At 41.0% G+C, this 15,403-nt stretch carries 13 protein-coding genes and 4 tRNA genes; 3 read left to right on the top strand and 14 right to left on the bottom strand.

Annotated elements, in window-relative coordinates:
* Positions 1–28: 28 nt before the first annotated feature.
* The 9 genes from lon to ACEN2L_RS17665 form a co-directional block, all read right to left on the bottom strand.
* The gene (lon, locus tag ACEN2L_RS17705; RefSeq protein ID WP_441745417.1) at positions 29–2,395 is read right to left on the bottom strand and encodes an endopeptidase La; all 2,367 of its coding nucleotides are present in this window, start codon (positions 2,393–2,395) and stop codon (positions 29–31) included.
* A gap of 159 nt (positions 2,396–2,554) precedes the next feature.
* On the bottom strand, positions 2,555–3,832 hold the full coding sequence (gene clpX, locus ACEN2L_RS17700) for an ATP-dependent protease ATP-binding subunit ClpX (protein ID WP_306019966.1): 1,278 nt from the start codon (positions 3,830–3,832) through the stop codon (positions 2,555–2,557).
* A 99-nt stretch (positions 3,833–3,931) separates the two neighbouring features.
* Positions 3,932–4,576 (bottom strand): ATP-dependent Clp endopeptidase proteolytic subunit ClpP, encoded by a 645-nt coding sequence (clpP, locus tag ACEN2L_RS17695; RefSeq protein ID WP_306019965.1) that lies wholly within the window; start codon positions 4,574–4,576, stop codon positions 3,932–3,934.
* Positions 4,577–4,666: 90 nt separating this feature from the next.
* Positions 4,667–5,977, bottom strand: coding sequence for a trigger factor (tig, locus tag ACEN2L_RS17690; RefSeq protein ID WP_306019964.1), 1,311 nt, complete (start codon positions 5,975–5,977; stop codon positions 4,667–4,669).
* A 285-nt stretch (positions 5,978–6,262) separates the two neighbouring features.
* Positions 6,263–6,347, bottom strand: a tRNA-Leu gene (locus tag ACEN2L_RS17685).
* A gap of 6 nt (positions 6,348–6,353) precedes the next feature.
* Positions 6,354–6,429, bottom strand: a tRNA-His gene (locus ACEN2L_RS17680).
* 53 nt (positions 6,430–6,482) lie between these two features.
* Positions 6,483–6,559, bottom strand: a tRNA-Arg gene (locus ACEN2L_RS17675).
* 29 nt (positions 6,560–6,588) lie between these two features.
* A tRNA-Pro gene (locus ACEN2L_RS17670) sits at positions 6,589–6,665 on the bottom strand.
* A 195-nt stretch (positions 6,666–6,860) separates the two neighbouring features.
* Positions 6,861–7,496 carry a hypothetical protein gene (locus ACEN2L_RS17665; protein ID WP_306019963.1) on the bottom strand — a complete coding sequence of 212 codons (636 nt, stop codon included), beginning with the start codon at positions 7,494–7,496 and terminating at the stop codon, positions 6,861–6,863.
* A gap of 132 nt (positions 7,497–7,628) precedes the next feature.
* On the opposite strand from ACEN2L_RS17665, the gene folD reads away from it, so the two are divergent.
* Entirely contained in the window at positions 7,629–8,483 is an 855-nt protein-coding gene (gene folD, locus ACEN2L_RS17660) for a bifunctional methylenetetrahydrofolate dehydrogenase/methenyltetrahydrofolate cyclohydrolase FolD (protein ID WP_306019962.1), read from the top strand.
* Between the two features lie 26 nt (positions 8,484–8,509).
* A complete protein-coding gene (locus ACEN2L_RS17655) occupies positions 8,510–9,052 on the top strand; it encodes a DUF1415 domain-containing protein (protein ID WP_441745416.1) in 543 nt (180 codons plus the stop codon).
* 44 nt (positions 9,053–9,096) lie between these two features.
* On the opposite strand, the gene ACEN2L_RS17650 is transcribed toward ACEN2L_RS17655, so the two are convergent.
* The 4 genes from ACEN2L_RS17650 to ACEN2L_RS17635 are packed head-to-tail and all read right to left on the bottom strand — an operon-like array spanning position 9,097 to position 13,608.
* Positions 9,097–10,125 carry a DUF4340 domain-containing protein gene (locus ACEN2L_RS17650; protein ID WP_441745415.1) on the bottom strand — a complete coding sequence of 343 codons (1,029 nt, stop codon included), beginning with the start codon at positions 10,123–10,125 and terminating at the stop codon, positions 9,097–9,099.
* Entirely contained in the window at positions 10,122–11,990 is a 1,869-nt protein-coding gene (locus ACEN2L_RS17645; protein ID WP_441745414.1) for a GldG family protein, read from the bottom strand. The genes ACEN2L_RS17650 and ACEN2L_RS17645 overlap by 4 nt, the downstream gene beginning before the upstream one ends.
* Before the next feature lie 2 nt (positions 11,991–11,992).
* On the bottom strand, positions 11,993–12,727 hold the full coding sequence (locus ACEN2L_RS17640; protein WP_306019958.1) for an ABC transporter permease: 735 nt from the start codon (positions 12,725–12,727) through the stop codon (positions 11,993–11,995).
* Entirely contained in the window at positions 12,724–13,608 is an 885-nt protein-coding gene (locus ACEN2L_RS17635; RefSeq protein WP_441745413.1) for an ABC transporter ATP-binding protein, read from the bottom strand. Before ACEN2L_RS17635 ends, ACEN2L_RS17640 begins: the two co-directional genes overlap by 4 nt.
* Positions 13,609–13,950: 342 nt before the next feature.
* On the opposite strand from ACEN2L_RS17635, the gene ACEN2L_RS17630 reads away from it, so the two are divergent.
* Positions 13,951–14,634 (top strand): hypothetical protein, encoded by a 684-nt coding sequence (locus tag ACEN2L_RS17630; RefSeq protein WP_441745412.1) that lies wholly within the window; start codon positions 13,951–13,953, stop codon positions 14,632–14,634.
* Here ACEN2L_RS17630 and ACEN2L_RS17625 read toward each other — a convergent pair.
* A complete protein-coding gene (locus ACEN2L_RS17625) occupies positions 14,611–15,387 on the bottom strand; it encodes a TatD family hydrolase (RefSeq protein WP_441745411.1) in 777 nt (258 codons plus the stop codon). The two genes, ACEN2L_RS17630 and ACEN2L_RS17625, sit on opposite strands and share 24 nt — an antisense overlap.
* Between the last annotated feature and the right edge of the window lie 16 nt (positions 15,388–15,403).

Raw genomic sequence — 15,403 nt, 5'->3', positions numbered from 1 at the left:
AAAAATTAAAAAAACTTAGCTTTAGCGGTTACTTTTTCGCCTCTTCCGAGATTACTGGTGAAAATCTCTCCGGATCTTCAGCCAGCGCTAAAGATAAGACTTCATCAATCCAGCGCACTGGATGAATGGATAAATCTTTTTTGACGTTATCTGGAATCTCTTCCAAGTCTCTTTCATTGTCTTTAGGAATAATGACGGTTGTTATACCACCACGGTGCGCGGCTAATAATTTCTCTTTCAAGCCACCAATGGCTAACACTTCACCGCGCAAGGTAATCTCACCCGTCATCGCTACATTACAGCGTACAGGATTACCCGTTAACGCCGAAACAAGGGCAGTACACATTCCAATACCCGCACTTGGGCCGTCTTTGGGTGTCGCACCTTCTGGCACGTGTACGTGAATGTCTCGTTTCTCATGAAAATCAGGGTTAATTCGCAGTTTATCAGCTCGACTACGAACCACTGTCATGGCGGTCTGAATTGACTCTTGCATCACCTCACCCAATGAACCAGTAAAAGTTGTTTTACCTTTACCAACCACGGATTGAGTTTCAATGGTCAGTAACTCCCCACCGACCTGTGTCCACGCTAAACCCGTAACTTGGCCAATTTGATTTTCACTGTCAGCCTTGCCATAGTCAAAGCGCTGTACACCTAAAAATTTATTAAGATTTCTTTGGTTTACGACCACTTTTTTAGTGTCTTTCTCAAGTAATATCTTTTTCACTGCCTTGCGGCAAATTTTGGATATTTCGCGTTCAAGACTTCGCACGCCAGCTTCACGGGTGTAATAGCGGATTATCCCCACTATCGCGTCTTCTTCTATGGTTAATTCTGACGCTTTCAAACCATTACGCGATATTTGTTTGTCTATTAAGTGACCTTTTGCAATGTTTAGTTTTTCATCTTCGGTGTAACCTGATAAACGAATCACTTCCATACGATCAAGCAAGGGTCCTGGGATATCCATGCTATTTGAAGTCGCCACAAACATGACATCAGATAAGTCATAGTCGACTTCTAAATAGTGATCACTAAACGCGCCATTTTGCTCTGGATCGAGTACTTCTAATAACGCTGAGGACGGGTCTCCACGCATATCGGATGACATTTTATCTATTTCATCTAACAAAAATAGCGGATTTTTCACCCCTACCTTGGCCATCTTTTGCACTATCTTACCGGGCATAGAACCAATATAAGTACGTCTGTGACCGCGGATTTCCGCTTCGTCTCGCACTCCACCTAAGGCCATGCGTACGTATTTCCGCCCCGTCGCTTTAGCGATGGATTGACCTAATGAGGTTTTACCTACACCGGGAGGGCCTACTAAACACAAAATGGGACCTTTTAATTTTTTTACCCGCTGTTGCACCGCCAAATACTCTATAATTCGTTCTTTGACTTTATCTAAACCATAATGATCTGCATTTAAGACCTCGTCAGCTAAGGCTAAGTCTTTTTTAACGACGCTTCTTTTTACCCAAGGTACATTGGTCAACCAATCGATATAGCTTCTCACAACTGTTGCTTCAGCTGACATTGGAGACATCATTTTTAATTTATTGAGCTCAGTAGTGGCTTTTTTCTTGGCCTCTTCTGGCATTTTGGCATCTTCGATCTTTTTACTAAGCGTTTCGAATTCGTCAGGTGCGTCATCTAACTCACCTAATTCTTTCTGAATGGCTTTCATTTGCTCATTGAGATAGTACTCACGTTGACTTTTCTCCATCTGCTTTTTAACACGGGTACGAATTTTTCGTTCCACTTGCAGTAAATCAATTTCGCTTTCCATCAAAGCCATTAAATATTCTAAACGTTCAGTCACACTGAGCATTTCTAATACTTTTTGCTTCTCTACCAATTTAAGCGGCATATGAGCGGCCATCGTATCAGCTAAGCGCGCGGCTTGTTCTATACCGCTCAATGAGGTCAATACTTCAGGCGGGATCTTTTTATTGAGTTTTACATAACCTTCGAACTGAGAAATTGCTGAACGAACTAACACTTCTTGTTCGTTCTCTGCCAACTCTTCATCAATTTTACTAACAACTTCTGCAACAAAAAAATCTTCAGTGGAGGTAAATACGTCAATTTCACCGCGCTGATTACCTTCGACTAACACCTTGACAGTACCATCAGGTAATTTCAGTAATTGCAGAATAGTGGCTACCGTACCAAAGGTATAAATGTCTTTCGTACTTGGCTCATCAACACCAGCATCCTTTTGTGCAACTAAAAATATTTGTTTGTCTTTATCCATTGCCGCTTCTAAACAACGAATAGATTTTTCGCGCCCAACAAACAGCGGGATCACCATATGCGGGTATACAACGACATCGCGTAATGCTAGCACCGGCATTTCAATGGTATTTTCTCGCGTTTTTGTCATATTTAATCTCGTACTAATAATGAATGATGAGTAATTTAAATCTATATGGGGATGGTCAGATAAAGTTCAAATAAAAATTACTCAGTAAACACAAAGATGGCAACTCAAAGAGTTATTCGGGTCCATAAAAAAGGCCCCATGCAGGGACCTTGATTCGTTTTACTCAGACGCGGCTTTTTTATCAGATGAATTGTCGTAAATCAAAATAGGTTTTGACTCGCCTTTAATAACAGCCTCATCAATTACCACTTTGCTAACATTCGTCATCGACGGTAAGTCGTACATGGTATCTAGTAGCACTGCTTCTACAATTGACCGCAAACCACGTGCACCAGTTTTACGCTTCATTGCCTTTTTAGCTATGGCCTGAAGTGCATCTTCTCTAAACTCTAATTCAGTATTTTCCATACCAAATAGTGCAGAGTATTGTTTAGTTAACGCATTTTTAGGTTCACGTAAAATTTGTACAAGGGCCTCTTCGCTTAACTCTTCTAAGCTGGTAAGAACAGGTAAACGGCCAATAAATTCAGGAATAAGACCATATTTAACTAAATCTTCTGGCTCAACCTTTTTGAACAGCTCACCCTCTTTGGCTTTGTTATTGACATTTTTAATTTCAGAGCCAAAACCTATACCTGTACCGGTATGAGCACGTTGTGCAATGACTTTATCTAAACCTGAAAAAGCACCGCCACATATAAACAAAATTTTTGAGGTATCAACTTGCAAAAATTCTTGCTGCGGATGTTTGCGACCACCTTGTGGCGGAACGGATGCAACTGTGCCTTCTATCAATTTCAACAACGCTTGCTGCACACCTTCGCCAGACACATCCCTGGTAATTGAGGGATTGTCGGACTTACGTGAAATTTTATCTATTTCATCAATGTAAACAATGCCGCGCTGAGCTTTCTCTACATCATAATCACACTTCTGCAATAACTTTTGAATGATGTTTTCAACATCTTCACCCACATAACCTGCTTCTGTTAGCGTGGTAGCGTCTGCCATTGTAAACGGCACGTCTAATAGACGCGCTAAAGTTTCAGCGAGTAATGTTTTACCGCTACCAGTGGGACCTATCAATAAGATATTACTCTTACCTAATTCTACGCCTTCATGCACATCGCCGTTACGTAAACGCTTATAATGGTTATACACAGCCACCGCTAACACTTTTTTAGCGTGTTCTTGGCCAATCACATAATCATCTAAATGGGTATGAATTTCTTTTGGTGTTGGTAAGTGGTCTTTCTTTTTCTTCGGTGCGATCTCTTTAATTTCTTCACGAATAATATCGTTGCACAAATCGACACACTCATCACAAATAAACACTGAAGGTCCAGCGATCAGTTTTCTAACTTCGTGTTGGCTCTTGCCACAAAACGAACAATAGAGAAGTTTACTATCGTCGCTTCCGCTCTTTTTCTCACTCATCTGATGTCTTTTCCTATTTCGAGACAACCCTTCAACTGAACCATACCTGAGTTGAAGGATTCACTTCAATCAATTTTAGATCGATATCAAGAATATTGTTTACTTGCCTGATTTAACATCGCTGTGGCTTGCATCAGGTCTGCTTGATAAAACTTGATCAACCAAACCATATTCCATTGCTTCTGCTGCCGATAAGAAATTGTCACGATCCGTGTCCTTGGCAACTTTTTCATAATCTTGGCCAGTATGTTTGGCCATAAGGCGATTCATCTTTTCTTTGATAGACAAAATTTCTCTCGCATGAATTTCAAAATCAGAAGCTTGACCTTGAAAACCGCCCAAAGGTTGGTGAATCATTACTCGCGAATTCGGTAAACAATAACGTTTACCTTTAGCGCCTGCTGATAACAAAAATGCCCCCATACTCGCAGCTTGGCCAATACACACTGTACTGACATCAGGCTTAATGAAGTTCATTGTATCATAAATAGCCATTCCCGCCGTTACAGACCCACCAGGTGAATTGATATAAAGAAAAATATCTTTCTCTGGATTTTCAGCTTCTAAGAAAAGCATTTGCGCAACGATTAGGTTGGCCATGTGATCTTCTACTTGGCCAACTAGAAAAATGACATTTTCTTTTAATAAACGAGAATAAATATCGTACGAACGTTCGCCTTTAGCAGTTTGTTCAACAACCATAGGCACTAGGGCATTACTGGTATCGTTTGGAGTTATAATCATATTTTAGAATTCTTCACAAATAAAAATGCTCGGGGAATACCGAGCATTTAAGCAGTTGCAGACTAGACAAGTCAAATAACAATCAGCAAATTAAGCCTGTTTGTTCATGATCTCATCAAATGCTTTAGTAACTTCAGTTACTTTAGCTTGGGTTAACAGTAGTTCAACGGCTTGTTCTTCCATTGCTACGTTTTGCATTTGTTGCATTAGCTCTTTATTCGATTTGTAGTATTCAACTACTTCTTGCGGATCTTCATACGCTGAAGCGGCTGTTTCGATCAAGCTGTCAACTTTAGCATTGTCTACTTTTAATTCGTTAGTGCGAATAATTTCGCCCAACAACAAACCGATAGAAACACGTTTACGAGCGTTTTCAGCAAACAAATCGGCAGGTAATTCAGGCAAGTTGTCTATGTTACCACCTTGTTGTTGACTGAAGCGCTGCTTTGCTTGTTCACGCAATGCATTGATTTCTTGGTCAACTAAGGCTTTCGGTAAATCAACTGAGTTATTAGCTAACAAACCGTTTATCACTTGCTCTTTTAAGCTGGCTTTCAAGGTTTGATCTAATTCACGCTGCATGTTCTTGCGAACTTCTTGTTTTAAGGCGTCAATACTGCCGTCTTCAATACCGAACAATTTAGCAAACTCTTCGTCAACCTTAGGTAAATCTAAAGCTTCTACTTTTTTAACATTTACTGTGAATTGAGCGGCCTTACCTTTTAGCTTTTCAGCGTGGTAATCTTCAGGGAACGTCACGTCAACAATCACTTCATCACCAGCCTTGGCACCCACTAATGGTTTTTCAAAGCCTGGGATCATGCGATCTTTACCCATTTCCAGTGCGAAGTCTTCAGCTTTTCCACCTTCAAATTCTTCACCGTCAATAGTGCCAACAAAATCCATTGTTAACTTGTCATCTTTTTTAGACTTACGTTTAACTTCCTTCCAGCTAGCGTGTTGCTTGCGCAGCGTATCCATCATGGTATCAAGATCTGCATCTGTAATTTCAACAACCGCTTTTTCAACCTCAATCTTGTCGTTATCTTTAACTTCAATTTCTGGATAAACTTCAAAAGAAGCAACAAACTCAAGGTCTTTACCCAACACATCTGTTTTTACTTCAAAATTTGGGGCGCCAGCTGGCGTAATTTTTTCTTGGGTAATCGCTTGATAAAAACTACGCTGCATTGCTTCACCAGCAATTTCTTCGCGAACCGCTTGACCATAACGCTTTTGAATAACGTTCACTGGTACTTTACCAGGACGAAATCCATTGATTCGTTGGGTTTTAGACAATTGCTGTAAGCGCGATTTAACTGCAGAATCAATAGATGCAGCAGGAAGGGTGATAGTAAGACGGCGTTCTAAACCTGTAGTCGTCTCAACGGAAACTTGCATTCTTCTACCTCAATTTGGCGCTTACTCGCGCTCATTTATTAATACCAAAGGAGTTTTTATCGGCGGGATATTGGTAGCAACAATCAGTTGTATGTTGCCGCAATAACACTAACAAACGCGGATCTAACTGATCAACTTAAAAATGCCAGATAAAAAAGACGCAGTAGTATAGCGATAGCTTTATTGCAAGTCGAGCCGAAAGTTAAAAAAGCGTTGTACGATTAAAACATCGATTTAATTTACATTAGAATAAAATAAGAATTATATCTGACTAGAACTTAATGATGGTGCGGAAGGAGAGACTCGAACTCTCACGCCGTAAAGCACTGGAACCTAAATCCAGCGTGTCTACCAATTTCACCACTTCCGCTGAGAGTGGGGTGGACGATGGGGCTCGAACCCACGACAACCGGAATCACAATCCGGGGCTCTACCAACTGAGCTACGCCCACCACAGTATTAATGCAGTGCTATACAACTTATTACTCTGTCCTTCCGAATCGCATGGCGCGCTCGGCAGGACTCGAACCTGCGACCCACGGCTTAGAAGGCCGTTGCTCTATCCAGCTGAGCTACGAACGCTTGACGAATCTTAAGTAATAATGAGAAAGTGGTCGGTGAGATAGGATTCGAACCTACGACCCCTTGGACCCAAACCAAGTGCGCTACCAAGCTGCGCTACTCACCGACTTAAACCGTAACTTCATTCTCATCTGTTACGGGAGGCGCATGTTACATACTAGATTTAAGCTCGTCAAACACTTTTTAAAACAAAAATTTCAAGCGCCTACTTTTAAAACAATGTGGCTATTTTTAAGGCTAATTCGTCCCAAACTATCAGTAAAAATAGCTTTTACACTACTCACAATTTTTAAAAAAAGTATTAGGTACTGGGTTGATCATAGGTCCAGCGCCCATTTTTTTTCGGACTAAAACCTATATTAGTTAAGTAATTTTCATGCTCGTAGCTGTCAGCTAATGCAATAACGTGCTCAAAACCAAATTTTTTCTTCAATTCTTGCCCTTTGCCCAGAGTGAAATGGCCGAGTCGACAATCTCTGTAGGCAGGAATTACAAAATCGAAATCAACTACAAAGGTGCCAGGCTCGGAACGATAGCCACTTAAAACGCCGATGACCTCGGTATGCTCAGTTAAAAAATAATATTCTCTTTCAGCATTCATGGCGCCTCGCATAAATCGGGGGAAGAGCTGTTTTATTTCTTTTTGATGATAATCCAGAAAAAAATCAACATAATTTGAAGGGCGAGCAGCCTTTAATATATTGAAATGCTGCTGGGTATTTAGCAGCAGCCGAGTTAAAAAAAAGATATTGGTTAATGCAATAAAGCCATTGAGTATAGCTACCGGATACGCGTTGATAATGATGCCGTACACACAAAAAGACGACGCACCAAACAGATTAAACCAACGCAATTTAACAATAGAGCTTCTTGTTAACGAAAAAGCAATCAGTGCAGACGCACAATAACCGAAAATCTCAACACCAGATAGTTGCACAATGTAGCCCTAGTTATTTTTTAGATTAATAAAGTAGAATAGTGGCGATTTTGTTTTTTTAACGCAAGTTAATTGCTTGGTAACATTAGGCTATGTGACAATAGCCTTCTCATTATCTAAATGTTAGCCATTATGCCTGCACAAAAAATCGACGGCGGTCTTATCGCCAAACATATACGCCAAAATGTTGCCACTCAAGTCAGTGCAATCGTTTCCGCTGGTAAACGTCCGCCCGGTTTGGCTGTGGTATTAGTTGGCAGTGATGCAGCATCACATGTCTATGTGAATAATAAGCGCAAAGCCTGTGAAGAAGTGGGATTTTTGTCAAAATCTTTTGACCTTCCAGCCCATACGACTCAAGAAGAACTGTTATCTGTTATTGATACCTTAAATGCGGACGTTGAAATTGATGGTATTTTAGTTCAATTGCCTCTACCTGCGGGACTAGATAAAGAACAAGTTTTAGAGCGTATTCACCCTCATAAAGATGTTGATGGTTTTCATCCTTATAATATCGGCCGCTTAGCCCAACGGATCCCAGCTTTGAGACCCTGTACGCCAAAAGGCATCATGACGCTAATTGAATCAACCAAACGTCCTATCAAAGGTTTAGACGCAGTAATTGTAGGTGCATCTAATATCGTAGGTCGCCCTATGTTTATGGAATTATTACTCGCGGGGTGCACAGTAACAAGTTGTCATAAATTTACTAAGAATTTGCAATCTCATGTTGAACGCGCTGATTTATTGGTGGTTGCGGTGGGTAAAGCGAATTTTATACCGGGTAATTGGATCAAGCCCGGTGCAATTATTATTGATGTAGGCATCAATCGCCAAGCTGATGGTAGCTTGGGAGGTGATGTGGATTTTGCTAGTGCACAAGAGCGCGCTGGATGGATTACTCCTGTTCCAGGTGGTGTTGGCCCCATGACAGTGGCAAGTTTGATCGAGAACACCTTAGAAGCGTATGTTAAGTATCACTCTTAAGTGGCTTCAGTGTTGAGTGATGCACAGTGAGTAGCCAAGCGCAACAGAAAGCCATTGTTGCACGAACACAGCACTGGCTTGAAAAAGTGGTCATCGGTTTGAATTTCTGTCCCTTTGCAAAAAGAGAATATGATCGTCAACGCATTCGTTATGTAATTGATTCAGCTAATTCGCCTACTGAAGCTCTTGCCAGTTTAATTGATGAATTAAGCTTACTCGATGCTAACCACGAGGTTGAGACAACCCTGATTATTTATGATAACGCCTTTGAAAAATTTGATGATTACCTTGATTTACTCGAGTTAGCCACTTCACTTGTGGAACAAAGTGCGTATCGGGGGATCTATCAAGTCGCAAGTTTTCATCCTGAGTATTGTTTTGAAGGGGAAGAATTAAGTGATCCGGCGAATTTTACTAATCGCTCTCCCTTCCCTATGCTACATCTTCTGCGAGAATCAAGTCTTGAATCCGTATTAAGTCATTTTCCGCATCCTGAATTAATCCCTCAACGAAACATCGATAAAGCGCGAGAGCTCGGATTGACTTATCTACAAAATTTAATGTTATAAACGCCGCAAACAAGGGGGTTGTAACAGCCCTCACGACCCGCCTTTTAAAAAGGGGCCTCACCTTCATCTGTTTTTTGTTTCACGCTTTTAGCTGCATTAACCGGCGCAAGCTCAACTAGGAATTCTTCCTTCGTTTTCAATAATTGCTGCGCACTAAAAGCGCTAATTTTATAGGTCCATTGCAAATAATAGGCGTCTATTGTTTGAGAACTGACCTGCAGGTAATAATCGGTTTCGAGCTTCGCTATATCAATATGCAGCTGTCTGGCATCTGTGAGCACATAGTCAAACTTTGCCACAATTTGAGCTTGTTGCCACTGTGCAGAATCTAGAGGCAAAACTCGTTCAAAATCAAGTTCTAAAAGACTCGTGACATAAGCACTCTCGATGCCCGGATAACGCACCTCTCTATTATCAGCGACATCGCTGAGACTAAAGTCATTGTCCTTGGCTTTAACAATACGCCACGCTTTGCCATCAGTACGACTTAAAGATTCGATCTCTGCCGATTCAACAGTGAGCAGTGGGCGCTGCAACCATTCAAATTCATCACTGGGCACATCTATTTCATGGTCAATTAACCAACTTTGCAAGGATGTTGGAAAGCGAACATACATGCCTTCTCCCATAGTAGCTCGATTCCCCAGTAGTACTTGCCATGGTTTGGCAGAGCGAGCCATTTTCAGTGACACTAACGTGGCCAAACTGTCGACATTTTCGATGGATTCAACGCCTAGGTGATGATAATTTTCCTGCTTCGAGGTTTTAGCCTCTATTAATTTAGCGTTTACAATGGCTTGTATAAACCCTGCTAATTTTCGTTTATCTAAGGGATAACTTGTATACGTATCAGGCAACTTAGCTAGCCAGTTTCCATCCTCTAAGCTCGCTTGCAAGATCACTTTTTGACTATTTTCTAAGGTAATTTCTACAACAGATTCTGCATCAGATGCACCTGAGCTGAAAAGTTTTTCTACTGAAAAATCACTGGTTTGTGAAGTCATGGTTAACCATACTCCACCACCCACCGCGGCTATAGCGAGTAAAATTAAGAGGCTAATCTGCCTGTTCATTTTGCCTCCTTAACGTGCTCACGTTGTGATGCATTAGAGCGAGTTCGCAACATTGCTGCTAATAATGCCAATAACATCACCAAAATAAGGGGAGCAACAGCGATATTAATAAATTTAATCCAATTGCCTAATTGCTCTATGTCTTTGTCTAATTGGTGACGAACTTCACGAAGTGCTTTTCTAATTTCAATTTTTTTCTGCATGAAGTTATCAATTGTCTGCTGCTGCTCAGGAGAAATGACTAAAGCAGTTCCATCATCTTGTTGTGATTGCAGTTGCATTAATTGCGCTTCAGTCTCATCGAGTTGCTGTTGCAAGATTAATTCTTGCTCCCTGAATTTCTTCTCCGCTAGAACGGTTAGCTCATCCACTTTAATGAAAGGACGAACAAAGGTACCACGACTACGGACACTAATTAATGCGTCACTGCCACTTAAGTTTTCAACTGCATTAGTAACAAAGTCTCCATTATTGGCAAAAGGAGTGAAAATCGTTTGGCCAAAGAAATTAGCTTGCTGCACCCAAAACCGGTCTGCGAGTATGTCAGTATCACCGACTACAATCACATTCAAATTCTTGGTTGAATCTATAAAAACCGTGCTTTGTTCAGCATCGAGTCCTTGATCAAATGCTGAATTGGCTTTCCCAGTTAATCGCCCTGCAAGAGTATATTGACGATTTTTACTTTGGTATTTTCTTGCTAATTCATCGGGATCTCTGGTCATCGCATAGCTAGCCGAGTCGATAAGATCTGCATTTACGGTGGATTTCATCAGTGGCAACCAGCGCGCTTGGCTGTCCGCTTTTTTAGTAAAGGTACCAAACGATGCGCCATTAATGACGTCTAAATTCGAAGTTGTGATATCTTCCCTGTCTAACTGTTCAGCCCCAAGCCCTACAAAGCCAAAATGACGTGTCACTCCGCCAGATTGAGTACGAATATCTAAGCCTGCCATCGCATCAAGCAATACATGTTCACCGTCAAAATCTACACCCCAAGCGCTCAGGAGTTTGTCAAGCGAAGAACTATTCGGCCCCATTGAGCCGGCCATCATGGCCAGTTGGTCAGACTCATTGTGCGGGTCGACAAAGGCTAATACTTTGCCTCCCTGCATCGCGTATTGATCGATAGCAAAGAGTAGCTCATCACTTAAATGTTGAGGGTGAACGAGCACCAATAGGTCGGTATCAGTCGGTAGGGTTACGATGTCACTTCCGACTAACTCAACTTCGTTAAGTTGCTGTAACTGAGTAAAAAATGTCCACGCAGGTTCCATTTGCCCAGTCATTGGATTTTGTCCACCAGCAATATTTAAGTCGGTCAATAACGTTACTTTAATTGCTTTAGTATCGCTTAATTGGTGAATAAGCTTACTGATCTCGTACTCCAAAAAACTCTCTTGTTTAGGGTCAAAAAACGCAATGACCTTATGTTCACCAATCGAATTTGTTGCCGCTACCCCCAAATAAATAGCTTCACCAGCAGCACCAATTGTCGCCCCAGTAAGACCGTACTGGTTAGCTTGATCTTCTTGTTCAGAAAACGGTTGAGGATCAATTACCTGAAGGCTTAGTTTGCCATTAGCCATAGTCTGGTATTCCCTCAATAGACTTTCTACCCGATTAGCGTAATTACGCAAACTGGTCATATTTTTTGAGGCTTTGTCTGAAAAGAAAAAGTACAAGTTAATAGGCTCGTCAATTTCAGCTAAGACTTCTTTGCTGCCCGTAGATAGCGAATACACTTGATTTTGTGTGAGATCTAAGCGTAAAGGCGACAATAATTGATTATTAATCAACACCAATGCAAAAAAAACGATAGCGATAAGCAATAAACTGAACGTTGCGGTTACTTTATTTAGCATGACTAATCCGCCTTCTTTTGATCAATGATAATTAAACCCGCAAAAAGCCATGTCAGGGTGACCAACAAAAAATACCCTATGTCGTTTAATGCAATAACGCCTTTAGACATTGCCTCAAAGTGCGTTAAAAAACTGAAAGATGCGATGGTATCAATCACAAGATTGGGAGCCCAATTTTTGAATATATCTAATACGATATTACTGCCGCTCACCACAAACAAAAAGCACACCACAACCGACAATATAAAAGCTATAACTTGGTTTTTAGTCATGGCAGACATGCAAATCCCAATCGCTAAAAAAGCACCAGCCATAAACCAACTCCCAATATAGGCGGCCAATATAATGCCATTATCAGGATTGCCTAGATAGTTTACGGTTAACCACAGCGGAAAAGTCAAAACCAATGCCAAGCCTAGTACCAACCAAGCAGCTAGATACTTAGCTATCATTGCCTGCCAAGTGCTAATAGGAAGGGTCATTAGCAGTTCGATACTGCCACTTTTCCTCTCTTCTGACCATGTTCGCATCGCCATCGCTGGCACTAAAAAAAGGTATAGCCAAGGATGGAAATTAAAAAAGGCCAATAAATCGGCCTGACCTCGTTCGTACAGACCACCTACAAAAAACGCAAAAACACCGGATAAAATTAAAAATATAGCAATAAATACATACGCTACTGGGGTAGCAAAAAAACTTGCAAACTCTCGCTTGAGTAGAATTAACACATTACTCATTCTGCTTTCTCCATTTGAGTAATTTCCCTAAAAACTTCGTCTAGCCTGCCCTGCTCAATCATCAGACTATCAACAGGTAATTTACAGCGCTGAATTAGAGCCGTCACCAAATGTAAAATTTGTTTGTCAGGCTCAGCAAACAGAGTTATGTCGCCATTTTCTGGATTAACCTCCATGCCAGCAACCCCTTCTAATTCCTCTAATTCTGAAGTATCTGCTTTATAGCTAAAACGCAGCGTAATCGCTCCGTAATAACGGGATTTACGATTTAGCTCCTCAGGCGTGCCATTAAACATCAATTTACCATTGGCAATAATCATGACTCGATTGCACACTGCGCTGACTTCTTCGAGGATATGAGTGGAGATAATCACAATTTTATCTTTTGCAAGATTTTGAATTAGTTGCCGAACTTGATGTTTTTGATTGGGGTCTAAACCGTCTGTAGGCTCATCTAAAATAAGAATTTGAGGGTCATGAAGTAAAGCTTGGGCCAAACCCACACGTCGTTTGAACCCTTTTGATAGATTTTCAATGGGTTTATCGAGCACATCTTGCAGCTCTACTTTTTCAATTACATCTTGAATACGCTCTTGTTTTTCTTTACCCGAATAATCCCTAATTTGAGCAATAAAATTCAAGAACTGAAGCGTCGTCATATCACCATATGCGGGAGCACCCTCTGGTAGATAGCCAATTCTCTTTTTGATAGCGATGGGATGCTGACTCAACGACATATCAAAAATCGAAATTTCACCTGAGCTTTGGGGTAAAAAGCCAGTGAGCATTTTCATAGTAGTAGATTTCCCTGCCCCGTTTGGCCCTAAGAAACCAACAACATCTCCAGGTTTTATTTCGAAACTAAGATCATCAACGGCCATCATATCACCGAAGGACTTGTATAAGTTTTTTACCGAGATCATAACTATCCTAAAATGATCGAAAACACTGAGCAAAATATGGTGATAACGCTCGTATTTTCAATAGGTCTGAAAGTTAAAAGCCATTATATCGTTACCAAAGGCAGTTATTTTAATTCGCCTACTACGTTTAAAAACGATAGAACATATAAAAAAACTATTTCAAATGCAGTACCACAGAAGCTTGCACCAAACAGTGGGTATCCTATTTTACGAGCCGCACCTTACTAAGGTAGGCAGTAACAATCAGCAAGTAATTGAATTTGCCTTGGCAATTTAACCAAACTGCATTATTGTCAGAGCATGAACATTCCTAAAGCCTCCTCACTTTTTCAACTTGTTTATTCTAATGAAGAAACAAGCCAAGCGGTTCAAAAGCCTTATGTAAGCCGTGCTAGTAACTTTTCTATTTTCAAACGTTTGCTTAACTTAAGTTTGGTCATTATTGGCATCATCATTTGTATTAACTTGTGGTTGGTTCATCACAAACAACAAGCTGACTGGTATCATCAACAAGCCAATCAACTAGGGAGAAGTTTAACAGTACTGAGTGCGCACGCAATGGCTGTTAACATTTCGGAACAAGATGATAATGGACTAAATCTTCAAATAGCGGCGCTAATGCAGGACCCCTACATTGAAGGTGTAGCCGTCTATAATTTCAAAGGCCAGTTATTACAACAGCAAGGCAGTGAATCTAACACCGTGTTGCGTTTTCGTGACCCATCCTCTCAAGCACTTATTTTTGTTCAAGAGATACGCGCCACTAACAATGCAGTGATAGGTTATCTTCGAACTATACTTTCAGAAAAAAAGGTCATGCAGTTTCATTTTGACTATCAACAACAATTGATCGAGCAATTTGAAGTCTTAGTTTTGTTGGCAGCAGTGGCCGGCGGCATTTTGACTCGGGCTTTTTACACAATCAGGTACCGCCAATACCGGCGTAAACTCAAAGAAAAACTACACAGTAGTGATATTTTGTAATACGGCTAATACATTCTGACGACATTGTAAGGCAATAACATCTGCACTTTCTTCTCGCAAACTCGCCAGTTCAGCCAATATCATAGGAATGTTTTCCGGCGTATTTCGCTTGCCCTGTTGGCCAAATACAGGCATGTCTGGCGCATCAGTTTCTAATACTAATAAATCAAGTGGCACTTGCCCCACTACCTTTCTGGTTTTTTGACCACGGGGATAAGTGATCAGCCCTCCAACTCCTAATTTAAAACCTAAATCTTGGTAAGTTAGCGCCTCATGTAGACTTCCTGAAAAAGCGTGAATAATACCGCCACCGCTAAATTTCAGGTGCTTAAGGGTTTTAATAATATCATTGTGAGACCGTCTATGATGAATAATGACTGGCAGGTCAGCCTCATGGGCAATATCGAGTTGCCGTTCAAACACCCTCTTTTGTAATGAAATATCAACCGAGATTGCCCTATCTAAGCCTATCTCCCCCACGGCCACGACAGTACTTTTATACTTGTCTAAATAAACGACTAACTCATCTAAGTGAGATTCCTCAAAACCAGCTAAAAAGTAAGGATGTAAACCAAATGCTGGTTTTAAAGCAGTAAATTGTCGGCTTAGTGCGATAATGTTTTGCCACGAACTAGCCTCAGTGCCCGGCACCACAATGGTATCGATGCCTAAACCAGAACATTTTTCAATCACGTTCTGACGGTCGTAATCAAAACAAGGAAAGTCGAGGTGGCAATGAGAGTCAATTAACATCGGGACTAGTTAACTG

This window comes from Flavobacterium sp. W21_SRS_FM6 (assembly GCF_052119645.1).
Classification (GTDB): Bacteria; Pseudomonadota; Gammaproteobacteria; order Enterobacterales; family Alteromonadaceae; genus Paraglaciecola.
The sequence above is the reverse complement of the archived record's forward strand: the minus strand, read 5'-3'. Positions and strand labels throughout refer to the sequence as shown.